Raw genomic sequence first — 25,125 nt, forward strand, 5'->3', positions numbered from 1 at the left:
CTGACCGCCGGGAACCCGAGCGTCTTCGGCTGCACCGTGCCCGTGTCCGAGGGTGAGGCCGAAAACCGGCGCCGTCTGTGCTGATTTGCCTGATCGTCATGGTCAATTCCAGCCGTTGCTTTGGCATTCCCATGACAAAACTGTGCACGCAGTGCCACCCTTCTGCGGAAGTTCACCGTTCCTTGACCGAATCACCACGCGGAGCACCGCTCAACCACACCCCCCGCCTCCTTCCACCCGCCTGCCGTGCAGCGCTCCGGACCGGCGTACCCCGCCGCTCCGTCTCGTCCGCGGCCCCATCCCGGGCCGGCCGTCGTTTCGAAGGAGAACTCGTTGCCCCTGCGACACCGCGCTCTTGTACGGCGCAGACGCGCCACCGCCCTCGCCCTCACGGCCGTAGGGTCCCTGCTCGCCCTGTCCGCCCCCGACGTCGCCGCCGCGGCCCCGGCGGACCCGGGCCCCACGCAGATCACCGCCACCCCCCGGGCCGGCGCCGCCCAGCCTTCCCTGACCCCCGCCCGCCGCACCGCCCTGATCAAGAGCGCCCGGTCCGCGGCGGCCGGCACGGCGCGGCACATCGGCCTCGGCGCCAAGGAGAAGCTCGTCGTCAAGGACGTCATCAAGGACGCCGACGGCACCCTGCACACCCGCTACGAGCGCACCTACGCCGGATTGCCCGTCCTCGGCGGCGACCTGGTCGTCCACGACAAGAGCGGTCGTACGACCGTCACCAGGGCGAACGCGGCCCGCCTCCAGGTGCCTTCGCTCAGCCCGAAGATCACGGCCGCCGGCGCCGCCGCCAAGGCCCTCACCGTCTCGAAGAACGCCGACGTCAAGGGTTCCGAGACGGAGCAGACGCCCCGCCTGGTGGTCTGGGCCGGCAGCGGAAAGCCCGTGCTGGCCTGGGAAACCGTCGTCGAGGGCGTCCAGGAGGACGGCACCCCCAGCGAACTCCAGATCGTCAGCGACGCCGCCACCGGCAAGCAGCTCCAGGCCGCCGAGCAGGTGCACACCGGCTCCGGCACGGGCCAGTACGCCGGCGAAGTCCCGCTGGGCAGCACCCTGTCCGGGTCGACGTACCAGCTCGTCGACCCCGACCGCGCCGGACAGAAGACGTACGACCTCAACCAGGGCACCTCGGGCACCGGCACCCTGTTCACGGACGACAACGATGTCTGGGGTGACGGCCAGCCGTCCAACCGCCAGACCGCCGGTGTCGACGTGGCCTTCGGCGCCGCGGCCACCTGGGACTACTTCAAGGACAACTACGGCCGCAACGGCATCCGCAACGACGGTGTCGCCGCCTACAGCCGCGCCCACTACGGCAACAACTACGTCAACGCCTTCTGGCAGGACTCCTGCTTCTGCATGACGTACGGCGACGGCTCGGGCAACACCCACCCGCTGACCGCGCTCGACGTGGCCGCCCACGAGATGAGCCACGGGGTCACCGCCGCCACCGCGGGCCTGGTCTACTCGGGCGAGTCCGGCGGCCTCAACGAGGCGACCTCCGACATCTTCGCCGCCGCCGTCGAGTTCTCCGAGAACCTGCCGGCCGACCCCGCCGACTACCTCGTCGGCGAGAAGATCGACATCAACGGTGACGGCACCCCGCTGCGCTACATGGACAAGCCCTCCAAGGATGGTGACTCCCGCGACAACTGGAGCCCCACCCTGGGCGGCATCGACGTCCACTACTCCTCCGGTCCCGCCAACCACTTCTTCTACCTGCTCTCCGAGGGCAGCGGCGCCAAGACCGTCAATGGCGTGGACTACGACAGCCCGACGTACGACGGCCTGCCTGTCACCGGCATCGGCGTCCAGAACGCCGCCGCCATCTGGTACCGCGCGCTCACGACGTACATGACCTCGACGACCGACTACGCCGGCGCCCGCACCGCCACCCTGTCGGCCACCGCCGACCTGTTCGGCGCCTACAGCCCCACCTACCTCGCCGTCGCCGACGCCTGGGCCGCGACGAACGTCGGCAACCGCGTCGCCCTCGGCGTCAATCTCGCCCCGACCGCCGACCAGATCAGCGGTGTCAACCAGACCGTCAACCTCCAACTGGACGCCTACACCACCAACACCGGCGCCTCCCTGACCTACGAGGCCTCCGGCCTGCCCGACGGCCTCAGCATCAGCCCGAACGGCCTGATCAGCGGCACACCCACCGCCCTCGGCACCAGCGACGTCACGATCACCGTGACCGACAGCACCGGGGCGACCGCCTCGGACACCTTCACCTGGCAGATCGCCTACGTCTACGCCAACGCCACCCGCGTGGACATCCCCGACAACGGCGCCGCCGTCGAGTCGCCGGTGACCATCACGGGCCGCGACGGCAACGCGTCCGCGACCACCACGGTCTACGTCAACATCGTCCACACCTACCGCGGTGACCTCACCGTCGACCTCGTCGGCCCGAACGGCACCGTCTACTCCCTGCTCAACCGCACGGGCGGCTCCGCCGACAACGTCGACCAGACCTTCACGGTCGACGCCTCCACACAACCGCTCAACGGCACCTGGACACTGCGCGTGCAGGACCGGGCGTCCATCGACGTCGGGTACATCGCACGCTGGCAGCTGACCCCCTGACCCCCTGACCCACACCAGCAGCACACCGCCGCCCGGATCCACGGGATCCGGGCGGCGGTGTGGTGTGCACCCGCCAGTTGGAGAACACCCGGCTCGCCGACCACCGTTTCCCGGGGCGGGAACGCCGCTGGTGTACGGCAAGCATGGCTCCTATGACGGTGCGCTGCTCAGCAACGGGGTGCTGGGTGGCGGCTCACGCGGTGATGACTACCGCGTCGACCTGCGGTCACCCACATCCCGGAGAGGACGCTGGAATCACACCTGCGCTTCGCCGTATTCACGTTCCGCGACATCGTGCACCACAGGCTCGGCGATCGAAACCCGTTCAGTAACGACCGGGTGCGGTACACAGATTCACACGACGGCAAGGCGCACTGAACGAAGGCGTCGAACGCTTCTCGCGGTCCGGCGTGACCTGTCCTACGACAGCGACCTCACCGGCCGGGTCTCGTCGCCACGCGGTCGGCGCGTGCGCCCTCTCGGGCGCACGCCGCCGGCGGTCCGGGGTGGGTTATGTGGCGGTGTCGGTCTGCGCGTCCGTCGACGCCTGCTCCTCGGCGGGCTGTGCCGCGTCGGAGGCGGTGTAGTAGACCGAACTACCCTGCTTGACGCGCTGAACCAGGCCCTTGGCCACGAGCCCTTCGAGAGTGGTCCGCACCACGGTGGCCTTGATACCGCGGTCAGGGTGGGTCTGGCCCATCGCGGCGGCGATCTCGGCCGTGGAGCGGGGTTCGCTCTGTGCGGCGAGGTGGTCGCGGATCAAGCTGACCAGTGTGGGCTCCGCCGACTTGGCTTCGGACTTCGCGGCGGCCGACGTGGAGGCCTTGGGAGCCTTGGGAGCCTTGGGAGTGGTGCCCTTCTTCGGCTGGCGGGACCGACGGGTGCCGGCCTTCTTGGCGGGAGCCGGTGCGGGGGAGGTGTCGGCCTCGGCGGTGGGCTCGGGCTCGGCGGTGGGCACAGTGAGGCCGAGTGCTTGGTGCATGTTCACGAGTACCGAGTGGTCCTGCTGCAAGGTGGCCAACTGCTGCTGCAGGGCGGCGATTTCCTGGTGGATGCGCTCCTGCTCTTTGAGGTTGCGCTCAAGGTCGGTGGTTACCTGGGCGGTGTACTGGGACGTTAGTTCCGTGGACGTGGTGGTGTTCTCGGACATGTTGTCGACCTCTCCTTGAACTCCCTGCCCAAGTACCTGCGGCAAGCGAGTTCCTGGGCGGATTGCGTACATGGCTCGCGGACGATGGACCATGTAGATGCAGAGTTGCTTGGTCTTGAGATACTACGTTCGGACGGAGCCAGTTGTTCCGCACGGTAGCTCACTGGACGGCTCAGGGGTGGGTGGGAGGCTCAGGACCACCCCGGAGCGCTTCGGTTGCCGCGGCACCATCCTGCTGGTGTTTACCACGAGTTGCTTACCCGGCGAGGTCGCTCTTGTAGAAGACGGTCGCCTGGAACTCGTCAGGGTTGACGGCAATCTTGCTGGAGAAGCCGAACGCGAGCCGCGGGCCGCTGGAGGACCGCCAGATCGCCATTCCCTGAGGTTCGCGCCCGGGCAGTGAGTTGCCCGCGGTCGTCGGGAACTTCTCGTTGTACTGCCCGCCGGTCTGGTTCATGTCGAGACGGACCAGATAGGACGGCCTGGCAGGATCCGAGGGCGTCGCGGGTCCACCACCGTAGGACAGGTAGGCGTACTGGCCGTACGAGGTCACGCCCTGGAAGAGGTCGGACTCGCTGAGACCCAGTTGGGCGTTGGTCGGCAAGGCGCGCTTGGCCTGGGGCTTCGTGCTGTCGTTGATGCCCCGCGCTATGACGTCGGAGAGGTGGAACAGCGCGAGGCGCCATGGACTTGTCGTCCCCATGTACCGCAGAAGCAGCATGTTCGTGTAGGGGTCGATCGACGGTCTCGGACAGTCCAGGAAATCGGAGAGGCCGATCTTGAATTCCGTGATGCCGGCACTGGTGTGGTAGTCGAGCAGCCCGCCGTCCTGGTACTTGATGCGGCAGATCGTGTGGCTGTTGGGGGCGGTGCCGGAGCTCAGGCTCCGGTAGTCGCCGGCGAGCCAGATGTAGGGAGAGCCGGACGTATCCGGCTGGATGCCGATCGAGGAGCCGTGGTCGAACGAGTGCAGAGCCATGGAGCCCAGTACGTTGCCGCTGAAGTCGGTCCTGCTCACCCAGAGGTCGCCGGTACTGCTTCCGGGCTTGGTCTGCACGAAGTAGATGTGCCCGTGGACATGGTCGAAGGCGAAGGACTGCATCGCCCAGTAGGGCTGGTGGAGGGTCTTTCGTACGACGGGATCGTCGCCGTCCCCTTCGAAGACGAAGTACTGCGAAGGGTCGACCACCGCGTGCGCCGTCTGTGCCGTCAACAACGAAAAGCCGCCGCTCGCGGCGGCGACTATTCCGGTGCCGGTCCGAAGGAGCGTGCGGCGGCTTATGTCGCTCCCTCTACCGCTTTGGTCTGTTTCGCTCAATTTCGTCACCATATCCCCTAGTTCGGCCCTTCTCGCTGGGCGCGATCAACTTAGCAACCGGGCCTTTGGACGTCGACATGCCGAACTGCAGGCGGGATGCGCCCTCTTCACCCGTCAGAAGCCATATCCCGTACCGGGCACCGGGATCCGGACGTGGCGGCCCAGGGTGGGCCGCCACGCGCACTGGCTGCCGTGTGCGGCGTCTGATGGTGTGTCAGACGCGGTCGGCCGCGATCAGCACGTACTGGAAGGAGCCGTCCCGGTACGACTCGATGAACGCCTCCTCGATCCCGGTGACCAGTGAGGACGTGGCCCGCAACTCCCAGTACGGCAGCGTGTCGGGGGTCAGGTCGATCACGGTCTGCGGCACGAGGCGGTTGTCGGCCATGGCCCGCAGGTATTCACGGCGGGAGTGGATGTTGCACTCGAAGTGGGCGTTGATCTGGGAGACCCACTTCGAGGGCTGGCCGTAGCGGGGATTCCAGCAGCCGGTGATGGTCACGTACCGGCCGCCCACCTTGAGGAAGCGTGAGTGCTCGGCGAACAGGTCGTGCAGGTCGACGTACATGGTCGACTCGTTGTTCCACGAGGCGGTGACGCTGCCCTTCTCGAAGGGGGTGTCGAGCATGTTGCACACCCGGGAGCGCACGTGGTCCTGGATACGGAGCTCCTGTGCTCGCCCGTTGCCGAAGTCGGCCTGGGCGGAGGAGAGGGTGACGCCCTCGACCTTGCAGCCGAAGCGCTGATGGGCCATGACCATGGATCCGCCACGCCCGCAGCCGGCATCGACGAGAGTGTCCTTGGGCGTGATGGGGCCGAGGTGGCCCAGGAGGAAATCGGCCTGGGCGGACTCGAGCCGGTGCAACTCGGCGATCAGCTTTTTCTCGTACGCGCTGTGCTCCGGATCGCCGAGCGCGGAATGGTCGACGGCGCCGATGCCGTAGTGGTGGTGGTAGAGCCCGTCCACATCACCGAGGCGCAGGTTCACCGGCCGTGCCTCGGTGTTCCAGTACCGGGCGATGTCCCCTTGGTAGGGGGTTGCCGGGGCCGGAATCGTCGCGGAGACGGTGGGGGTGATTTCTGTGGTCACTGAGGTGTCCGTTTCCTTACCAGAAGGCGGGCAGGCTGTATCGGTAGGTGTTGGTGCGGTGCCAGTCGTGGTTGCCGTCGACCCACGCGGCGACGCCCTTGAGGAAGCGCACCACGGGGGGCAGGGGGCAGGCCGCGGCGAGGTCGGCCGCTGCCGCCTCGAAGGCGTGCATGAGTTCGTTGTGGACCTCGACCGCCTTGAGATAGCCGTTGCGCTCCGAGAGCTGTTCGCGTTCGGCGATCACCACCGGCAGGTTCAGATGGCGGCCGGGGGCGGCGAGTTCCTTGGTGTAGGAGTACAGGTCGTTGACGATGGTGGTCGCGTTCCCGGCCAGCGCGATGACCCGCTGCATCTCGGGCCGCGCGTGCAGGTCCGCTGGGAGCTCGTAGCCTCCGATGGTGTCGGTGATGGTGGGGCAGGGGCGGAAGTTGTTGAACTGGCGCATCGCCAGGTACTCCCACACCTCAGGGACGTGATCGGTCTCGGCCCAGGCGGCCTCGGCCAGATAGCCCAGATGCAGCCGGGCCATGTCGTGGCGGTAGCGGTCGATCTGGGAGGGCGTGGCCATCCGGACGAAGTAGTCCATCGCGCTGCGATAGGCGCGCCGCGGAGGGTCCGAGCCGAGCGACTCCTCCCACGCCGGTGCGTATTCCGGGGTGGTGTGGAGAGGATCGAGCGCGGTGTGCGCCAGGAGAAGGCGTCCGCCGAGGCCGATGGGCGAGCCGCCGAGGTCCTCGCAGTAGCAGTCGTCGACGGCGTTCTCCGCGACCATCAGCCGGGTGGCGATCATCAAGTGATCGACCGTGGGAGCGTCCGGGTGGCAGCCGACCATGTACCGCCCGACGGAGAAGCCGTCGAACTGGCCTTCCCACTCCTCGGGGTAGAGCTGGACTTCGTCCTCGGCCCAGCGCTTGATCCGGGAACTCACCTCCTCGACACGTACCGGATCGGGCTCCGGGACCGGGTGGTGGTACAGCCCGGGAACGGCCTGGCCCTCGGCGGGCGGTCTGGCGGCGGGGAGCACCGGGGCGGATTCGGGCAGCAGCCGCCGCGGAGTGTGGGCCAGGGACAGCGAGGTCGTGCCCAGGCCGGTCGGCCCGCCCAGGACCCGCTGAAATGCAGGGTCGCTTACGGGAGCCGCGGCCGCTTCGGCCGAAGCGGCCGGCGGATGCCGAGGAGGGGGCTGCGGTGTGCTCGTCGGCTGCGAAGTGCCCGCCAGGGACAGCGAGGTCGTGCCCAGGCCCGTCGGTCCGCCCAGGACCCGCTGAAGGGAGGGCTCGGCGGCGGGGAGGGGCGGCGTGGCGGGCAGCGTGCCGGTGGCCGGCGGGGGAGGGGGCGGCGGAGTGATCGGCCGACGCGGTAGTGCCGCGAGGCCAAAGGCCGCCGCTGCGGTCGGAAGATCGGGGATCGCCGGCGTGGGGACGTCCGGCACAGCGGTCGTCGCCTTCGACCGCTGCCCGGGGATCGACGGGTCAAGGGGCCCGGAATCGGGCATCTGCTACTCCTTACTGCGATGGCGCGAGCGCACGTACGGCGTGGACGGGGGCGTCAGCCCGTTCCGCGTGGCATGCCCTCAGCCACGTCCGCGGGCGATCTGCACGTTCTCCATCACGCCGAGCGCGTCGGGCAGGAGCACCGCGGCGGAGTAGTACGTGCTGACGAGATAGGAGATGACCGCCTGCTCGTTGACGCCCATGAACCGTGCTGAGAGCCCCGGCTCGACCTCGTCCGGCAGCCCTGTCTGCCACAGGCCGATGACTCCTTGGTTCTTCTCTCCCGTACGCATGGCGAGGATGGAGCTGGTCTGCTCCTTGCTGATCGGGATCTTGTTGCAGGGCAGGATCGGGACCCCGCGCCAGGCCGGCACGGACTGCCCGCCGAGATCGACGTGGTCCGGGTAGAGCCCGCAGGCGTTGAAGCCGCGTCCGATCGCGGCGATCGTCCTCGGGTGGGCGAGGAAGAACTTGGTGCCGCGGCGGCGACACAGCAGCTCATCCATGTCGTCCGGGGTCGGCGGGCCGGAATGCGTCTGGATGCGTTGCTTGAAGTCGGCGTTGTGCAGCAGCCCGAACTCACGGTTGTTGATGAGCTCGTGCTCCTGGCGCTCGCGCAACGCCTCGATGGTCAGCCGGAGTTGCTCCTCGGTCTGGTTCATCGGACCGTTGTAGAGGTCGCAGACCCGAGTGTGGATCCTCAGAACGGTCTGCGCGACGGAGAGTTCGTACTCACGTGGCTTGAGCTCGTAATCGACGAAGGCGCTCGGCAGATCGGCCTCGCCGACATGGCCGGCCGACATGGCGATCTCGGCCTCACCGTGCTTGTTCTGCCGTCGCCGGGTGCCGGAAGCGAACTCGGTGACGTGGGCGCGGAGAAGGGGCGCGGAGTCCTGCACGGCGGCGAAGTCGCTACGGGAGAGGGTGAGCAGGGTGCCGGACGTCTCGGCGGTGGCCGTGTAGTCGTAGTGGGCGTCGGCGTCCAGGAGGGCATGCTCACCGAAGTGGTCGCCGTCCGCGAGCACCGCGAGGATGATCTCTCCGCCGTACTTGCCCTCGGCGCACTGGCTGATGCGTCCGTGGGCGATCAGATGGATCCGGTCCGCCGGGCTGCCGCGCTCGACGATGACCTCGCCGACAGTGAAGTCGCGCTGTGTGCAGCGCTCGGCGAGGGCGGTGAGGGCGTCCAGGTCCTCGAAGCCCCGCAGCAAGGCCAGTTCACCGAGTTCGCGGGGGATCACACGGACCGTGGAGCCTTCCTGCACGAACTCGATGCGCCCGTCGCCGACGGTATGACGCAACCGTCGGTTGACCCGGTAGGCACCGCCGTTGGTCTCGACCCAGGGGAGCATCCGCAGCAACCAGCGGGAGGTGATCTCCTGCATCTGCGGGGCGGACTTCGTGGTGGTGGTGAGGTTGCGTGCGGCGGCGGTACTCAGGGACTGCTGCGGCACGGGCGCGGCTGGTGCGGCCTGGGTTTCCGGGCTGCTGTCCACGGTCATCGGGGTGGGCTGCTCCTTGCGTGGCCGGGCGGCCGGCGCACAGGTGTACGCCGGTAAGGGGACAGGGAGAACTCGGCAGTGGGAAGGGAGGACTTGAGTGATCCATCCACGTGCAGGACGGTAAAGGCCGGTTGAGCCGCCCGCCCGAAGATCCCAGCGGCTTCCTTCGAAGCGGTGACAATCAATCGAATCCGGTTTGTCGGACCAAGGAGCGACATTGCGCCACCCTCATCGAGCAGCGACGGGTCCCGCAGGGCTCAGCGTGGTCCCGCGTCGAGGCAGCGCTTGACGCTGGGGGAGAGGCGAGCGACCACCCAAGGCGGCTTGCCCCCCGAGCCGGCCCGCGACGGCGAGCAGGAAGTGATCCGATCAGCGGTACGGACTCTGTTCCGTGGGTGCACCGACAGGTGCGGCTCATACGACGCTCAGGTGCCCGCGTCCGGCCGGGAAGCCGGAGACGCTGGACGCCCGCGCCGGCGACGGGCATGGGCACTTCGACTTCCGGCGATTCCGCTACCAGGACAGAATCCCTCGCCGCGAGTCCGGCACCCGACCATGCCGCCGGGACCGGACCAAGTCCGAATCGGTGCGATCAGAAGGTCAGCCGGCGGGACACTTCGACTCGCCTCACCGCCTCCTCCGAGCTGCCCGCCACCCGGATAGTCTCGACGGCATGACCGACAACTCCCTGCGCTCCGTCACCGTCGAGCGAACCAGCCTCGGCCACTTCACCGCGACGAACGCGCGCGGCAGCACGATCAGCTTCGGTACCGGTTCCGATGCCGAGGGGGATGCCGTTTTCACGCCGGTGGAGCTGTTGCTCGCCGCGATCGGAGGCTGCACGGCGGTGGACGTCGATGTGGCGACCAGCCGCCACGCGGAGCCGGTCAAGTTCTCCGTCGAGGTGACGGGGAACAAGGTCGGCGACGAGCTCGGCAACAGGATGACCGACCTGGTCGTCACGTTCTCCGTCGACTTTCCGGACGGCGAAGGCGCGGAACGGGCCCGGATCGTGTTTCCCCGGGCGGTCAAGGCCTCCCACGACCGGCTCTGCACGGTGAGCCGCACCGTCGAGATCGGCACGCCCGTCAAGGCGGTGATCGAGGGCGCCTGACCGCTTCGAGGCGCGCGGGTCGCCGAATGCGATGCACATGGGGGGAGCGATCGCCTGTGTACGGGGCCTTCGGGAGCGCATCCGAATGCAGGCGGCCGAGTTGCCGGTCCTGGCCCTGTCCCCGGAACGGCCGCATGGGAAGGTGGTGCTGGGTCCACCCCCGTGGTGGTGCTGGACCGCTGGCAGGACAAGCGGCCCGTTCATAGCGTCGTCCTCATGACGGATGACACGAACGAAGAACGAACAGGTGCGACCAGGCGGACGGCATTGCGTGGGCTGGGACTGGCGGTGGGGGGCATGGCACTGGCCACCGGGCTCGGTACCTCGCCGGCCGCGGCGAACCCGCGTCGCGGGCCCACCACCTACGTGTTGGTGCACGGTACGCACAGCGCCGGCGCGTTCTGGATGCCGATCGCGCGGGAGCTGACGCTGCGCGGTCACCGCGTCGTCATGGTGGACCAGCCGCACCATGGCGCGGAGGCTTTCGTGCCGGAGTCGTATCAGCGGCAGGACCTCGAAGCGATGGCGGCCGAGCCTTCTCCGCTGAAGGGGATCGGGCTGGAGGACTACGAGGCGCGGGTCACGGGCATCGTGCGGCGGGCGGCTCGCAACGGCCCGGTGGTGCTGGTCGGGCACAGCCTGGGTGGCGTATCGGTCAGCCGTGTCGGCGATGCCGTCCCGCATCTGCTGCACCACATTTGCTACATGGCGGCGTTCTGTCCCAGCCGCGCCCTGCCCACAGCGGACGCCTGCACGGCGGCACCCGAGAACGCGAACGCCGTCAGTCCGGTCGAGCTGGCGGTGGGTGACCTGGACCGGCTCGGTGTATTCCGACTGAACTTCCGGACAGGTGACAGCCGTGCGCTGGCCCTCCTGAGGGAGATGATCTGCGCGGACTACCCCGACGCCGAATTCCGCCGGATGCTGGCCGGCATGCAGACCGACGAGCCCATCACCGCGTATGCGGGCCGAGCGGTCGGCCGCGCCGGTAGCTGGGGACGCATTCCCCGCACCTACCTGCGTTTCGGCAAGGACCGGACGATCGCCACCGCCCTCCAGGACAGAATGATCGCGGAAGCCGACGCGTTCACACCCGGCAACAGCTTCCGCGTGCACGACTTTCCCGAGGCGTCACACGTCGGCCCTCTGGATCCCATCCCGGTCGCGGAGATCCTGGACACGCTCGCAGGGTAGGGGGACAGGCCACGCGAAGAAATCGCAGGCCACGGGTGCCGGTGCCGCTCGGAGCGTGGAGGGTCCTCGCGGAGCCGGGTGGCCAATCGCCCCTCGTACCAGGACAGTTCGGGGGACTCGGTGCCCGTGACCCCCGCCGATCGACCGATGGGCCGAGCGCGAGCTCACGTTCGCGGTGGTGTTCCAGATGGTCAGGCGTTCCGGACACCCTCGCGGGCGGCGGCCTCGACATAGTCGGAGAAGTCCCGGGGAGCGCGGCCCAACGCACGCTGGACGCCGTCGCCGAGCGAGGCCAGGCCGCCGGAGCGGACGTGCTCGTACAGGCCGATGGACAGCTGCGGCTGCTCGCGGCCCTGCCACCGCCGGCCGTGATCGAGGCGTCCGTGGGGACCTGTCCGGTCAGTCACTCGACCTTCGCAGAGATCACCCGTGAAGAACCCGGGCAGCGGATCCTGCTGGACCGGACGATGGACCTGCTGCTGATCACAGCCCTACGTGCCTGGTTCACCCGCCCAGACGCCCAACTCCCCACCTGGTACCGGGCCCAGAGCGACCCTGTGGTCGGCTCCGCACTGCGCTTGTTGCAGGCCGACCCCGCCCACCCGTGGACGCTGCCCGCTCTCGCGGCGAAGGCCGGCGTGTCACGGGCCCACCTCGCCCGACGCTTCACCGCCCTGGCCGGACAACCGCCCATGACCTACCTGCGGCAACACCGCCCGGCGCTCGCCGCCGACCTGCTGCGTGAGCCCGACACGACCCTCGCTGTGGTGGCCGACCGCGTCGGCTTCGCCAACGCCTTCGCCTTCAGCAACGCGTTCAAGAAAGAACACGGCATCAGCCCGAGCGAATACCGCATGCGCGAGACACGGTCGGCGAGCTGACGCCACTCACCCACTTTGCCCGGCTGGGCCGGTCCCGCGCCAGGTCTGTACCAGAAACCTGTGCGCGACCTCTTTCGTCGGCATGGGGTGCGTGGCATGCTCACCGCTCGACACGGACTTGAACCTCGTTCACATCCATGAAAGCGCATGGAAGGGCGGACGGATATGGGGATTACGAGAGCGGGCACCGAAGACTCCCGGAATGTCATGAGCCTGACAAGGCGAACCCTGCTGGGTGGCGCCGTCGCCGTGGCGGCAGGAGCCGGGACTGTGACGGCCGGAGCCCACTCCGCGGCAGCGACCGGACCCGGAGCCGGTACGACGACCGAAGTACCGCGGCTGTGGGGCGAGTTCACCCGCACGCCCCTCACCCACCCCCAGATCCCCTTCGTCGGGCGGGCAGGCTGCCGCGGCGGGGCGAGCCGCCTCCCGCGCTACCGGGTCGTCGCCGACGTCCGTGACTTCGGCGCCGTGGCGGACGGCACGACGGACTGCGCACCCGCGATCAACCGTGCCATCGCCGCTGCCGGTCGGGCCGGCGGTGGCACGGTCACCATCCCGCCGGGCACATACCGCATCGACGACGTGATCCGCATCGGCCACTGCCACGTGGTCCTCCGCGGCGCCGGCAGCGGCCGCACCACGCTCCGCGCGACCAAGAGCCTCACCGAACTCATCGGGGTGTACGGCTCCCGCTACGGCGGCGACAAGTCCTCCTGGTCCTGGGCGGGCGGCCTGATCTGGCTGGCCCCCGAAGCCCGCTGGACCACCCTCGTCGCCGCGATCCGGGCCCGCGCCTGGCCCTTCGAGGGCTGGACCGGAAACCGCCGCGACGAATGGCGCCCGCTCACCGCCCTGGATCCGGCCCGCCAAGGCTCCTGGACGGTGACGGCCGCCGACCCATCGTCGCTGCGCCCCGGCGACCTGGTCCTGCTGCGACTGTCCGACGACACCGACCACACGCTGCTGGAGCACATGTGCGGCGGCGGCCCCGGACCCCAGGGCTACGTCTGGGACGACAAGACGAAACTGACCTCGTACGTCCCCTACGAATGGCCCGTACGCATCACCCGCGTCCGCGGCCGCCGGATCACCCTCGAACGACCGCTCCCTTTGGACCTGCGCCCGCAGTGGAACCCGCAACTCACCACCCACGTAAAGGCGTTGACCGGCGCAGGAGTGGAAGGCCTGGCCCTGGAGGCCGTGCAGACCCCGCAGCAGCCGCATCTGCTCGACACCGGCTACAACGGCGTCGTCCTGCAGTGCGCCTACGACTGCTGGGTGGACGACGTCACCGTCCGCCACGTCGACAACGGCTTCGGACTGGTGGCCGCCTCCGCGTGCACCCTGCGCCGCACGAAGGTCACGGGCCGCGGCTCCCACCACCCCTACTTCTGCCGCGAGGGCTCGCACGACAATCTCGTCGAGGACTTCACCATCGAGGAGCGCACCACCCCGGCCCCGGCCAACACCCAACTGCACGGCATCAACGTCGAGGGGCTGTCGTCGTACAACGTATGGACGCGCGGCGAGATGCGGATGGGCACCTTCGACAGCCACCGCGGCCTTCCCTTCGCCAACGTCCGCACCGACATCACCGTCAACAACACCGGCCGCCACGGCGGGGACGCGAGCGCCGGACCGCTCTTCGGCGCCCGCTTCGTCCACTGGAACATCCGCGTCACCAACCACCGCGCGGGCCTGGTGCGGATCGACGGCCTGGCCCCCTACTCCGCGACCGTCGGCATCGACGAGGTCGAGGAGTTCGACCAGATCGACGTACCCGACTTCACGGGCGACCTGCACACACGTCTGGAGCTGTACGGCAGCCCGCACGCCGTTCGGCCGCCGAACCTGTACGAGGCCCAACGCAGACTCGCACCCACCGACAGGGACGAGGGCCGACGATGAGCACGCGCTCCCGCCTCTGCCTCCTCGTCATGGTCCTCGCCGCCTGTACCACCGGCCTCTCGGCGCCGACAGCTGCTCACAGCACGCCGCGCCTCCCGTACACGGTGGTCCTGGACGGCCCCCGGATGCAGCAGACCAAGCTGCGCCTGGACCGCGGGGACCGACAACTCCGGCGCACCGTAGCGGCGTTGACGGCCCACGCCGACCGATGGCTGGACCAGGGCCCCTGGACGGTCGTCGACAAGCCCCGCCCCGCGCCCGGTGGCGACGTCCACGACTACCTCAGCCAGGCCCCCTACTGGTGGCCCAGCCAAGCCCCCACCACCGACAACCCCTGGGGCTGCCCGTACGTCCAGCGCGACGGCGAGCGCAACCCCGAGGTCGACTCCGGCACCGACCGCCAGGACGTCGAGAAGACCTTCGACTCCGCCTACGACCTCTCCCTCGCCTGGTACTACACCGGCGACCGGCGCTACGCCGAGAAGGCCGGGCAGGTGCTGCGCACCTGGTTCCTGGACCCCGACACCCGGATGAACCCGAACCTGGACCACGCGCAGTCCATCCCCTGCAAATACGACGGCCGGGCCATCGGCATCATCGACTTCTCCCAGTCCTACACCGCCGTCCTCGACGCGATCGCCCTGCTGGAAACCGGCGCACCGGGCTGGAGCCGAACCGACCGCACCGCCATGACGCGATGGAACGCCGACTTCCTCGACTGGCTCGCGCACAGCGACTTCGGTACGCAGGAGGCCGCCGCCACCAACAACCACGGCACCTTCTACGACCTGCTGCTCGCCGGTCTCGCCTACGCGACCGGCGACAAGGGCCTCGCCCGCCGGACCGTGCTGGACGCCCGTGCCCGGCGCATCGCACCGCAGATCGCCGCCGACGGCAGCCAGCCCCAGGAACTGGCCCGGACCAGGAGCTGGCACTACTCCACCTTCGACCTCGTGGCCTACACCCGGCTCGCTGACATCGGACGCCACGTCGGGGTGGATCTGTGGGCCTACCGGGGACCCGACGGACAGAGCCTGTTCAAAGCGGTGGACTACCTGCTGCCCGCGGCGACGGCCACGGCCCCCTGGCCACATCCGGAGTTGGACTTCCACCGGTACGCGGCCACCGACGTGGTGCACGCGGCCGCCGACGCCGGAGGCAACCGGGCCCGGCGCGCGGTCCCCCTGCTCCAGGAACCGCCGGGCGGCGACCTGTGGGCGCTGCGCCCGGCGGCGGAGCAGCTGGACTCGATCGCGGGCTGACCGGCCAGGACGCCCGCCGGACCACGGACCGGGCTCAGCCGCCCGGCGCGGTCGCCGCGAGCGGGCGTACCGCCGGTTCGAGCAGCGACAAGGTCCGCTGGTGCGCGTCGAGGGCGACGCGAATACCGACGGGCATCGGCAGATTCGGGCCGGCATGACCGAACTCGACGTTGCCCACGACCGGGATGTCCCGGTCGCCGAGGACATCGAGGACGATCTCACGCAGGGTCGGTGACGCGTCGGGCGAGTCGAGTCCGTCGATCGCGTGCGGGATGCCCACGACCATGCCGGAGATCCGATCGAGGATTCCGGCATGGCGCAGTACCTGGAGATAACTCCACACGTACGCGGCCTGGCCGCCCGCCTCCTCCCAGAACAGCACCGCGCCGTCGAACCGTTCGAGCGGCAGCGCGAAAGGCGTCGCCTGCGCCAGCACGATGCGATTGATCACCCCGCCGATGAGGCGGCCTTCGGCGCGACCGGTACGCCAGCACTCCCACGACGGGGTGGCCGGCAGCGCACCGATCGGCTCCGTACCGGTCAGCAGCGTCGAGTAGAGCTTCTCCAGTTCCGTGCTGCGTGCTGCGGGCGCGCGCTGCCAGTGCCCGCCGAGTCCCGGGGTGGCCAGGTCGGTATGGAAGCCGACCAGACCCGTGCGCGCGTAGAGCACCAGATGCAACAGGGAGATGTCGCTGTAGCCCAGGATCGGCTTGGGATCGGCGGCAATCGCCTCCACGTCGATCAGGTCGAGGTAGCCGAGCACGCTCTGGCCGCCGTCATGCGCGATGATGGCGCGCACCTCGGGATCGCGCAGCAGTCCATTGAACTCCTCGGCGATCTCCGCCGGTCGAGCCGCGCTCCACCAACGATGCCGCCCCGCTTCGAGCAGCGGCGCCCGACGCACACGGAAACCCATCCGCTCGAGCACGACCACCGCCTGCTCGAGGTCGGGCTCGTTCACGGCGTGGAGCGGCCCTGACAGCGCTGCGATCACGACGAGATCGCCGATCCTCAGGGCGCGAGGACGAAGCAGTTGAGGCAACGCGGTAAGGCTCACCGAGGAAGTATCCCGACACTCTCAGCACCACGCGACACAATTGGCCGACCGGCTGCGCGTCTTGGGGCAGGACCACCCGGGCACCCTCAACACCCGTGTTCAGCTTGTCTATTGGCGGGAGCAGGCCAGGAGCGTCTGCGTGAAGCTGTGACGTCGTCGAGGCGGTCCTGGTCAAGTTGCCATAGCCTCGACGGTCAACAGGCAGGACCGGTGAGCGGTACTGAGGTGAACGACGGGGGCAGGGCATGAGGACAGGCGCGGACACGGATTCATTGCGCTGGGCGGTGGCCTGGATGTGCGTCACCTTCACCCGCGACCTGAACACCGAGGAGGTCTTCACCCGGTACGGGGCCGATCCGGAACAGGCACGCCCGCTCGACTGGGACACGGCCTCGGACCTGGTCCCGGGTGACTCCGGTGACGGCATGGTCTCGCTGCTGCGGGCAGGCAGGATCGGTGAATGGGCGTTCTGCGTCGAGGAGGAAGGCGGCATCGGCTTCGGGGAAGGGACGCTCGCGGGACTGTCCCGTGGCACTGAGACGTACAGCCTGGCGACGACCGACGGCATCGACGTCTTCCAGTACTGGCGTGACGGCGAGTGCGTCGAGTACTTCGAGCCCGGCATGGAGCACACCCGGTCCGAACCGCTGGGTCCCTGGTGGGATCGGGTCGAAACGGCGCTTGCCGCGCACGAAGGCGAGGATGCCGGGATGGCACCTGCGGTGGCCCTCGTACTGGACCACCTCGGCATCACCCTGGACGACGCCACCCTCGCCAGACCCTGGCCCACTCTGACGCTCGTCGAGGACGACGGGCCGTCGGCGCCACTGGGGGATACCTACGCGGGCGAGGGACCGGTTCCGCCTGGGACTGTCGAGATCCATCGGCGATGAGAGCCTCGGCGGGCCCCTGCGGGGTCGGCTGATCATGGGGTTGGAGGCCTGTCGCATACTGACCGGAAGGACAGCGCCTCCATCCGGGACTTCTATGACGCGGTCGCGGAGGTGTACGCACACGAGTCTGCCTTGATCCACGTGCCGTCAGCCGCAGGCTACTGCCGCGGATCTCGTCCTCTTTCCTGCCCGAGCCGGAGACTCCCTGCGCTCGCGCCCGGCCCTGCACACTGTCCCGCTGACAGTGACCCACGCACTGCGCAATCGATCTTGCGGGGAACGGGGAGGCGCTCTACGGGCGGACCGCCGAGATCAGTCCGCCGGGTCCCTCCTCGTGCTGCGGCGGGGCGCTGATCGGGCGGCCGTAGGCGGCAGCGCGCTCGCGCAGGGTGTGGCTGTCGGCCTCCCAGCCGTGCCCGGCCAGCCAGACCACCGGGTCGTCGGGCATCTCCGAGACCCACATGGACGCCGCCGATCCCGGCGCGGCGTCCGCGCCGAAGCGCTCGATCACGCCGCGCGAGCCCAACGTCAGGCCCATCCGACTGCCCGGCGCCGACTGCGTGCTGATCCGGGCCAGAAGCAGCTCCACCGCGTCCTCCGGCAGATAGATCAGCAGTCCCTCGGCGATCCACACGGTGGGCACCGTCGGGTCGTGGCCTGCGGCGGCCAGCGCGCCGGGCCAGTCCTCCCGCAGATCCACCGGGACGGGGATCCGCTCGCAGCGTGCGACGGCCCGCTCCTGGCGCAGCACCGCAGCCTTGAAATCCAGTGGCGCGGCGGTGTCGACCTCGAACAGCCGGGTGTTCTCGGGCCAGTTCATCCGGAAGGCCCGGCTGTCCATGCCGGCGCCGAGCAGCACGACCTGCCGGACCCCGGACGCGGAGGCCTGCTGCAACAAGTCGTCGAGGAACCGCGTCCTGATGACGATGGAGAACGACACGGCCAGTCGGCGGCGTCGCGTCGCCTCATCGTCGGGCAGCGGCGGCGAGGAGGGCCACAGGCCGCCTGCGGTGGCGAAGGCCTGTGCCAGTGGGTCGCGGAACAGCGCGTTCTCCCGCTCGGTCTCCAGCGCCCGCACCCTGGCCACCCCCACGGCCGTGGCCCACACTCCCGACGGCTGCACCCGCTCCTGCTCATCAGTCACCGCGCCAGCCTAGAAGGTCGATTCCAAGGGTCCTTATGAGGGGAGCCGGCCGGGGCGGGCGCTCACCGTGACAGTGGGGCCTGTCGCAACTGCGTTCTGGGACGGGGTTGCCCTGACAAGTGTCAGGAGCTGAGCGGCCGCTGTCTGGCTATGGTCTGTCCACGTCGCTGTTTGTAGGACTGATCCTCTACTTCCGAGACGAGGGGGAACCCATGAGTCGCTCCATGGACCGCAGGATGTTGTTGAGGTCGGCCGGGTCCGCGGCGGTGGCGGGATCGCTGGGCGCGCTGGGTGTCGCGGCCTTCGCCACACCCGCGCACGCGGCACCCGCAACGATCAACACCGACCAGGTAATGGCCACCACCAATCGCGTGACCCACGCCCCGAACCAGCGCGGCACCATCGGCATCGAGCTCCGCTCCGGCACGTACAACGGCTACCAGTACGGCTGGGGGCGCCTCGTCGGCTCCGGCTGGGACCTGCGCGGCTGGATCTGGCTGGACATCAGCACGGACGGTGGCAGGACCTGGTCCTTCGCCGACGGCACCTACCTTTCGGACGGCACCGGCTACGCGCACACGTCCGGTTGGCTCACCCAGTCCGACCCGAACTATGTGTTCAGGGCCAGCTACGACAGCAATTTCCGGGCCGTCAACCCGTATGTCCAGAGCGGCGTCTGGTGACAGCCGTGCGATCGGCGGCCTGCGTCGCGGGCCGCCTGACCGTCGCGTCCGCAGCCGCGGTGTGCACTCCACTCAAGTCCTGGATCAGGCGGCAGGAGCAGTTCGGGATGGATGTCAAGAAGAGCATGGGGACGGCCCTCGCGGCCGCGGTGATGGCGACCGGGACTCTCGTCGGGGCCTCGCCGGCCTCTGCGGCGGCCGGCTGCTCGGGGGCGGGCCCGAGGGTCACCGACTACGCCGGAACCACGTGGAACACGACGTACTGCTACAACTACCAGAGCGGCGATGTGGGCCGCGGCAGCAACTCCGCGTACTTGAAGACGGGTTACCTCTACGCGGGTACCAACTGGTTCGCCTGTCAGAAGCGAATCCCGGACTGGGAGAACCCGGCGGTCGGAAACGCTCGTAACAACTGGTGGCTGTGGACCCAGGGCGACGAAGCCGTACAGTACGGCGGCTGGGGCTGGTTCCCCGCCACCAAGGTCTCCGGAGGCAACAACTACGAGCCGGTTCCCGGACTTCCTCTCTGCCCCGCCTGACAAGGCAGAGCGGGGCCCTTCAGTTCGGTGTCGCATGAGGGTCCGTCAGTTTGCTGGCGGACCCTTGGTCCCGTCGGCGTTCTCGGCGGTCCGCGCGTCCGTTGTGCACGGCGAACCTGGATGTGACGTACGCCTCAGTATGCTTGTGCATCGAGCTAAGGAGCGCTGCGCATGAGCTTTCGCCTGAAGGCGATCACCCGTGAGGATCACCTGGCCTTCGTCCGGGCCCGGCCTGCGGTCAGTCACATGCAGGTTCCCTCGTGGGGCGATGTGAAGCCGGACTGGCGGGCGGAGAGCCTGGGATGGTTCGACGAGAGCGACCGTCTCGTCGGCGCGGGACTGGTACTGCTGCGGCCGTTGCCGAAGCTGAAGCGCTACCTGGCCTACCTGCCCGAGGGGCCGGTCATCGACTGGGCCGCGCCGGATCTGGAGCGATGGCTCGAGCCGATGCTCGCGTACCTGAAGGAGCGGGGCGCGGTCTCGGTGAAGATGGGGCCGCCCGTGGTGGCTCGCCGCTGGAGTGCCGAGGCGGTCAAGGCGGCGATCGCCGACCCGCGGGCGGGGCGACTGCGGGACGTGGAGGCGACCGTGCGCGAGCCGCGCGCCTTCGACCTCGCCGACCGGCTGCGCCGGATGGGCTGGCAGCAGACCGAGCCCGGAGGCGAGGACGGCTTCGCCGCGGGCCAACCGCGCTACGTCTTCCAAGTGCCCTTCGCCGGGCGGTCGTTGGAGGAGGTCCAGCGGGGCCTGAACCAGCAGTGGCGCCGCAACATCAAGAAGGCGGAGAAGGCCGGCGTCAAGGTCGTCCAGGGCGGATACGAGGACCTGCCCGCCTTCTACGAGATCTATGTGGAGACCGCCGAGCGGGACCGGTTCATTCCCCGCCCGCCAGCCTACTTCCAGCGGATGTGGACCGCGCTCAAGGCCGAGGACCCTGACCGCATGCGCCTCTACCTCGCCCAGCACGAAGGCGAGGTGCTCGCGGCGGCCACGATGCTGATGGTCGGCGAGCACGCCTGGTACTCCTACGGCGCCTCCACCAGCCGCAAGCGCGAGGTCCAGCCGAACAACGCCATCCAGTGGCGGATGATGAGCGACGCCCACGCGCTCGGAGCTGCCGTCTACGACTTCCGCGGCATCACCGACACCCTGGAGGAGAGCAACCACCTGCTGGGACTGCTGCGGTTCAAGGTCGGCACCGGCGGCGAGGCCGTCGAATACCTCGGCGAGTGGGACTTCCCCATCAGCAAGGTGCTGCACAAGGCTCTCGACCTCTACATGTCCCGCCGCTGACGCTGCGGTTGCCGCGTGCTGATCGTCGACGCGGATGCGCCGCCGGATGCGGTTGCAGTGGGATGGGGGAGGTCGGTGAGGTAGCTCCATGGACGGTGCCACGGAGCAGGCCCGACGGGCGAGGCCAGGACGAAACCGCGGGACTGCGACGCACCCGGGTCCATGGCACAGGCCGGCGGTGCTCGGGGGCCTGATGCTGGCCGCCTTCACCTTCAATACGGCGGAGAACCTGCCCGTCGGCCTGCTGGAACTCATCTCCGAAGGCCTGCGGGTGCCTCTGCCGGCGGTCGGCTTCCTGGTCACGGGATACGGCGTGACGGTGGCCGAGGCATCCGTGCCGCTCGCCCACGCCGTACGGGCCGTCCCGCGACGTCATGTGCTCACGGGGGCCCTCGCCGCCCTGGTCGTGTCCAGTCTCATGGCCGCGCTGGCGACCTCGTACTGGCTGCTCCTGGCGGCGCGGCTGCTGACCGCGCTCGCTCAGGCGCCGTTCTGGGCTGTGATGGGACCGGTCGCGGTAGGCCTGTTCGCGCCCGAGGTCCGCGGCCGTGTCGTGGCGGCACTGTCGGTTGCCGGCTCGCTCGCGCTCGTACTCGGTGTTCCCGTCGGGACCTGGCTGGGCCGGCAGAGCCACTGGCAAGCACCCGTCGCCGTACTGGCGGTCCTGGGACTCGTCTCTCTTGTGACCATCGCCGTGCTGTTGCCGACCTCGTGTCCGGGAGAAGAGGTGTTGCCTGTCTGGCCGGGGTGAGCATGACCGGGGTGCTGCTGGACCGCTTTCCGCAGGCCGCGCTGACTGCTGATGGGCGGTACTCTCGGGCCGGTGTTCAATGACCACCCAGAACGCGATGCTGCATTGCGCACCGGGCCGTACCGACATCGCCCTCGCGGCGAACTCCGGCGCCTACAACGCCGGCATCGCGGCGGGCGCCGCGCTCGGCGGACTGATCCTGTCGCTCGCCGATGTGCGTGCCGCCATCCTCGCAGGAGGGCTGCTGACTGTCGTGGCCTGCACGGTACTGCTCGTCGGGGGCTGTATGCGCCGATTGGCGGTCAGATAGGAAGGTTCCGGCATGAACGGAACCGGCCCATCGGCCGTATTCTTACGCGATCGAGGTGCGTATCCGGCCAAAATCCTCGGTCTTCATGGGTTTGTGCACACGGGTCGCACGCGTACCGCGGCCCCGGGGGAGTGAGGGGCAACCATGGTGGCGGAGAGTCATACGGTGCGGACGGGCACTGTGCTTCCGGTGGACGCGGCGCGCTGGGCGATGTGGACATTCGTCATCGCCAACGTGGTGATCGTCGAGGCGCTGTTCGTCAGTGCCGGATCGGGCAAGAACGAGGTGCTCACGGTCGCCAAGTTCTTCGGACTGCACGCGGCCCTGCTGATGCTGCTGCAACTGCTTCTCGTGGCCCGGCTGCCGTGGCTGGACCGCCGTATCGGCATGGACCGGCTCACGGTGTGGCATCGCTGGGTCGGCTTCACCCTGCTGTGGACCGTCCTGACCCACGCGACACTCGTGGTCCTCGGCTACGCGACACTCGACGACACCTCCATGGCGAAGACGTTCGTCGCGCTGAGCGGGGTGCCGGCCTCACTGCTGGGCATGCTGGCCGCGGCCGTCATCGTCGTGATCGCCCTGGTCTCCACCCGGTCCCTGCGCAGGCGGTTGCGGTACGAGGTCTGGCACGGTCTGCACCTGCTGCTCTACGTGGCCCTGGGCCTGGCGTTCGTACACCAGTTGCAGGAGACGACCACGTTCACGTCCTCCGCTTTCGCCACCGCCTACTGGTGGATCCTGTGGCTGTTCGCCTTCGGCGCGCTGCTGACCGGGCGCCTCGTCGTGCCGCTGTGGCGCAACGCCTACCACCGGTTCAGCGTGGCGGCCGTGGTGCCGGAGTCGCACGACGTGGTCTCCGTGTATGTCACCGGCCGACACCTCGACAAACTCCCGGCCCGGGCGGGTCAGTTCTGCATCTGGCGGTTCCCCGGCCACAACCACTGGTGGCTCGCGAACCCCTTCTCGCTCTCGGCGGCGCCCGACGGGCGCGGACTGCGCCTCACGGCGAAGGCCGTGGGCAGCGCCAGCGCCGGCCTGCGCAACCTCCCCGTCGGCAGCCGCGCCTACGTCGAAGGACCCTACGGCGCGTTCACCTCGCTGCACCGGAGCCGACCCGGGGCCTTGCTGATCGCCGGTGGCGTGGGGATCACGCCGGTGCGGGCCATGCTGGAGGAGCAGACGAGCGGTGACGTCGTCGTGCTGTACCGGGTGCGCAGTGAGGCCGAAGCCGTCCTGCTGAACGAGGTGCGCCGCCTGTTGGCCCTGCGGGGCGGACGCCTCCGCCTGCTCACCGGCCGGACCGGCGAGGGTGGCGTCCCGCCGTTCGGCGCGGGCAGCCTGTACCAGTTGGTTCCCGACATCACCACGCGCGACGTATACGTGTGCGGGCCGCCGGCCATGACGGCGGCCGTCCTGGCCGGCCTGCGCGACCTGCGCGTCCCCGCACGACAGGTGCACGCCGAGAGGTTCGGGTTGGCCTGACCGGACGGGGTCACGCCTGGAGACGTAGGGCGTCGAACTGGGCTGCACGCCGGTGTGGACGCGGTCGTCCCTTGGTGAAACCGTTGCCCGGTTGCGGGCTCGGTCCGCGCAGAATCGTCGGATGGATCACTCCCGGAATCCGCAAGTATTGAGGGCGCCGCGGGTGCGGTCCGGAGATCGGGTGCGGATCGTCGCTCCGGCCGGTTCGCCGAGTCGGGAAGAAGTCGCCCGGGGTGTCGAACTGCTCACCTCGTGGGGCCTTCGGGTCGAGCTGGGCGAGCACGTCTTCGATCAGTGGGGCTACATGGCCGGCCGCGACGAGGACCGTGTCTTCGACCTGAACGCGGCGTTCCGCGATCCGGGGGTGCGCGCCGTGATCGCCGCTCGGGGCGGCAAAGGCGCCTACCGCATTGTCGACGACCTCGCCACGGACGCCCTCCGACGTGACCCCAAACCTGTCGTCGGCTTCAGCGACATCACCCACCTCCACCTCGCCGTGTGGTCACGATGCCGTCTGGCCAGCTTCCTCGGCCCCTTCGCCAAATCCCACGACACCTACACCGGGCCCGCGTCCGCCGAGTCCCTGCGCTGCGCGCTGATGACCACCGACCCGGTGACCCTGCATCGCGACGCGTCCGAGGCCACCGTGGACGTCACCGTGGACGGCACAGCCACGGGCATCCTGATGGGCGGCAACCTCATCGCGATCCGCACGGAGACGGGAGCCGGCCTGCCCAGCCTGCAGGGGGCGATTCTCTTCCTCGAACACCAGCGAGGAACCGGGCTCGGTGAGGTCGATCGCGCACTGACCCAGCTCACTCGCTCCCGGGCGCTCGACGGGCTGCGCGGCGTCGCCCTCGGCCAGTTCCTCGGTTTCGACCGCGACGCCGAGGACCCGGCACTCGGCGGATGGGGCATCCGCGACGTACTGCACGACCGACTGGCCGCACTCGGCGTCCCCGTCCTGGGCGGACTCCCCGCAGGGCACGGCAACCATCCCCCGACCATCCCCCCTGGGCACCCGGGCGACCATCGACACAGCCACCGGAACCCTCACCGTTGAGCCGGCAGTCGTCTAGGGTCTCAGCGTGATGGATGAGAGGGAGCAGGCTGTGCAAGCGGCCATCGATGGAGAGTTGCGGCTTCTCGACCCCGAGGTGCGTGCTTCTCCGGCCCGTGTCCTGGCGCTTTTGGACTCGGAGTTCACCGAGATCGGCGCTTCTGGGCGCCGATGGGATGTGGAGTCGATCCTCAGCGTCACGAGCGGAGGCTCGGTGTCTGCGGACTCTCCTGTGGAGGTCAGTGAGATGTCCGGTGCCGTGCTTGCTCCGGGCGTCGTCCACCTCACGTACTTGGCGGAGAACCAAGGCCGCCGGACTTGGCGTAGTTCGTTGTGGCGCCTGACGGACACGGGCTGGCGGATGTACTTCCACCAGGGAACCTTGACCAGCTGA

The 25,125-nt window shown here is 69.1% G+C and carries 20 protein-coding genes and 3 pseudogenes; 15 read left to right on the top strand and 8 right to left on the bottom strand.

Going from position 1 to position 25,125, the window contains the following annotated elements:
* Window positions 1-333 precede the first annotated feature (333 nt).
* On the top strand, window positions 334-2,601 hold the full coding sequence (locus QF037_RS44120) for a M4 family metallopeptidase (protein WP_307035334.1): 2,268 nt from the start codon (window positions 334-336) through the stop codon (window positions 2,599-2,601).
* A gap of 133 nt (window positions 2,602-2,734) precedes the next feature.
* Window positions 2,735-3,058 (top strand): annotated as a pseudogene (locus QF037_RS44125) (hypothetical protein); the annotation flags it as partial.
* 54 nt (window positions 3,059-3,112) lie between these two features.
* Here QF037_RS44125 and QF037_RS44130 read toward each other — a convergent pair.
* From QF037_RS44130 to QF037_RS44150, 5 genes are all read right to left on the bottom strand, one after another.
* A complete protein-coding gene (locus QF037_RS44130; RefSeq protein WP_307035336.1) occupies window positions 3,113-3,751 on the bottom strand; it encodes a BlaI/MecI/CopY family transcriptional regulator in 639 nt (212 codons plus the stop codon).
* 256 nt (window positions 3,752-4,007) lie between these two features.
* Window positions 4,008-4,964, bottom strand: coding sequence for a phage baseplate protein (locus QF037_RS44135; protein ID WP_307035338.1), 957 nt, complete (start codon window positions 4,962-4,964; stop codon window positions 4,008-4,010).
* 319 nt (window positions 4,965-5,283) lie between these two features.
* Window positions 5,284-6,159 (bottom strand): geranyl diphosphate 2-C-methyltransferase, encoded by an 876-nt coding sequence (locus QF037_RS44140; protein WP_307035340.1) that lies wholly within the window; start codon window positions 6,157-6,159, stop codon window positions 5,284-5,286.
* 16 nt (window positions 6,160-6,175) lie between these two features.
* On the bottom strand, window positions 6,176-7,654 hold the full coding sequence (locus tag QF037_RS44145) for a family 2 encapsulin nanocompartment cargo protein terpene cyclase (protein WP_307035342.1): 1,479 nt from the start codon (window positions 7,652-7,654) through the stop codon (window positions 6,176-6,178).
* Window positions 7,655-7,732: 78 nt separating this feature from the next.
* The gene (locus QF037_RS44150) at window positions 7,733-9,154 is read right to left on the bottom strand and encodes a family 2B encapsulin nanocompartment shell protein (RefSeq protein WP_307035344.1); all 1,422 of its coding nucleotides are present in this window, start codon (window positions 9,152-9,154) and stop codon (window positions 7,733-7,735) included.
* Between the two features lie 673 nt (window positions 9,155-9,827).
* On the opposite strand from QF037_RS44150, the gene QF037_RS44155 reads away from it, so the two are divergent.
* Together QF037_RS44155 and QF037_RS44160 are read left to right on the top strand one after the other, a co-directional pair.
* Window positions 9,828-10,268 (top strand): OsmC family protein, encoded by a 441-nt coding sequence (locus QF037_RS44155; protein ID WP_307035346.1) that lies wholly within the window; start codon window positions 9,828-9,830, stop codon window positions 10,266-10,268.
* 297 nt (window positions 10,269-10,565) lie between these two features.
* Window positions 10,566-11,462 (top strand): alpha/beta hydrolase, encoded by an 897-nt coding sequence (locus QF037_RS44160; RefSeq protein ID WP_307037688.1) that lies wholly within the window; start codon window positions 10,566-10,568, stop codon window positions 11,460-11,462.
* Window positions 11,463-11,653: 191 nt separating this feature from the next.
* Here QF037_RS44160 and QF037_RS51155 read toward each other — a convergent pair whose 3' ends face one another.
* Window positions 11,654-11,869, bottom strand: a complete 216-nt coding sequence (locus QF037_RS51155; protein ID WP_373464007.1) for a hypothetical protein — start codon at window positions 11,867-11,869, stop codon at window positions 11,654-11,656.
* On the opposite strand from QF037_RS51155, the pseudogene QF037_RS44165 reads away from it, so the two are divergent.
* The 3 genes and pseudogenes from QF037_RS44165 to QF037_RS44175 all read left to right on the top strand — a co-directional run.
* Window positions 11,789-12,343: pseudogene (locus QF037_RS44165) on the top strand (AraC family transcriptional regulator); the annotation flags it as partial. The gene QF037_RS51155 and the pseudogene QF037_RS44165 overlap by 81 nt on opposite strands.
* 207 nt (window positions 12,344-12,550) lie before the next feature.
* The gene (locus QF037_RS44170) at window positions 12,551-14,254 is read left to right on the top strand and encodes a glycosyl hydrolase family 28-related protein (RefSeq protein ID WP_307035348.1); all 1,704 of its coding nucleotides are present in this window, start codon (window positions 12,551-12,553) and stop codon (window positions 14,252-14,254) included.
* A complete protein-coding gene (locus QF037_RS44175) occupies window positions 14,251-15,516 on the top strand; it encodes an alginate lyase family protein (RefSeq protein ID WP_307035350.1) in 1,266 nt (421 codons plus the stop codon). The genes QF037_RS44170 and QF037_RS44175 overlap by 4 nt, the downstream gene beginning before the upstream one ends.
* Before the next feature lie 34 nt (window positions 15,517-15,550).
* Here the strand turns inward: QF037_RS44175 and QF037_RS44180 are convergent, their stop codons facing one another.
* A complete protein-coding gene (locus QF037_RS44180; RefSeq protein WP_307035352.1) occupies window positions 15,551-16,573 on the bottom strand; it encodes a S66 peptidase family protein in 1,023 nt (340 codons plus the stop codon).
* A 245-nt stretch (window positions 16,574-16,818) separates the two neighbouring features.
* On the opposite strand from QF037_RS44180, the gene QF037_RS44185 reads away from it, so the two are divergent.
* Window positions 16,819-17,466: a DUF6461 domain-containing protein gene (locus tag QF037_RS44185; protein WP_307035354.1), complete on the top strand. Its 648-nt coding sequence runs from the start codon at window positions 16,819-16,821 to the stop codon at window positions 17,464-17,466.
* Window positions 17,467-17,758: 292 nt separating this feature from the next.
* Here the strand turns inward: QF037_RS44185 and QF037_RS44190 are convergent, their stop codons facing one another.
* Window positions 17,759-18,610 carry a class I SAM-dependent methyltransferase gene (locus QF037_RS44190; protein ID WP_307035356.1) on the bottom strand — a complete coding sequence of 284 codons (852 nt, stop codon included), beginning with the start codon at window positions 18,608-18,610 and terminating at the stop codon, window positions 17,759-17,761.
* A gap of 212 nt (window positions 18,611-18,822) precedes the next feature.
* Here QF037_RS44190 and QF037_RS44195 point away from each other — a divergent pair, with 212 nt between their 5' ends.
* The 7 genes and pseudogenes from QF037_RS44195 (at window position 18,823) to QF037_RS44225 (ending at window position 25,125) form a co-directional block, all read left to right on the top strand.
* Window positions 18,823-19,293, top strand: a complete 471-nt coding sequence (locus QF037_RS44195; protein ID WP_307035357.1) for a hypothetical protein — start codon at window positions 18,823-18,825, stop codon at window positions 19,291-19,293.
* Between the two features lie 107 nt (window positions 19,294-19,400).
* A complete protein-coding gene (locus tag QF037_RS44200; protein WP_307035360.1) occupies window positions 19,401-19,832 on the top strand; it encodes a hypothetical protein in 432 nt (143 codons plus the stop codon).
* Window positions 19,833-20,003: 171 nt separating this feature from the next.
* Window positions 20,004-21,125 carry a lipid II:glycine glycyltransferase FemX gene (locus QF037_RS44205; RefSeq protein WP_307035362.1) on the top strand — a complete coding sequence of 374 codons (1,122 nt, stop codon included), beginning with the start codon at window positions 20,004-20,006 and terminating at the stop codon, window positions 21,123-21,125.
* A 193-nt stretch (window positions 21,126-21,318) separates the two neighbouring features.
* Window positions 21,319-22,186 (top strand): annotated as a pseudogene (locus tag QF037_RS44210) (MFS transporter).
* Window positions 22,187-22,330: 144 nt separating this feature from the next.
* Window positions 22,331-23,671, top strand: a complete 1,341-nt coding sequence (locus tag QF037_RS44215; protein ID WP_373463894.1) for a ferredoxin reductase family protein — start codon at window positions 22,331-22,333, stop codon at window positions 23,669-23,671.
* A gap of 181 nt (window positions 23,672-23,852) precedes the next feature.
* Complete coding sequence (locus tag QF037_RS44220; protein ID WP_307035365.1) at window positions 23,853-24,734, top strand: S66 peptidase family protein; 882 nt, start codon at window positions 23,853-23,855, stop codon at window positions 24,732-24,734.
* Between the two features lie 28 nt (window positions 24,735-24,762).
* Window positions 24,763-25,125, top strand: coding sequence for a nuclear transport factor 2 family protein (locus QF037_RS44225; RefSeq protein ID WP_307035367.1), 363 nt, complete (start codon window positions 24,763-24,765; stop codon window positions 25,123-25,125).

This window comes from Streptomyces canus (genome assembly GCF_030815415.1).
In the GTDB taxonomy this organism is placed as follows: domain Bacteria; phylum Actinomycetota; class Actinomycetes; order Streptomycetales; family Streptomycetaceae; genus Streptomyces; species Streptomyces canus_F.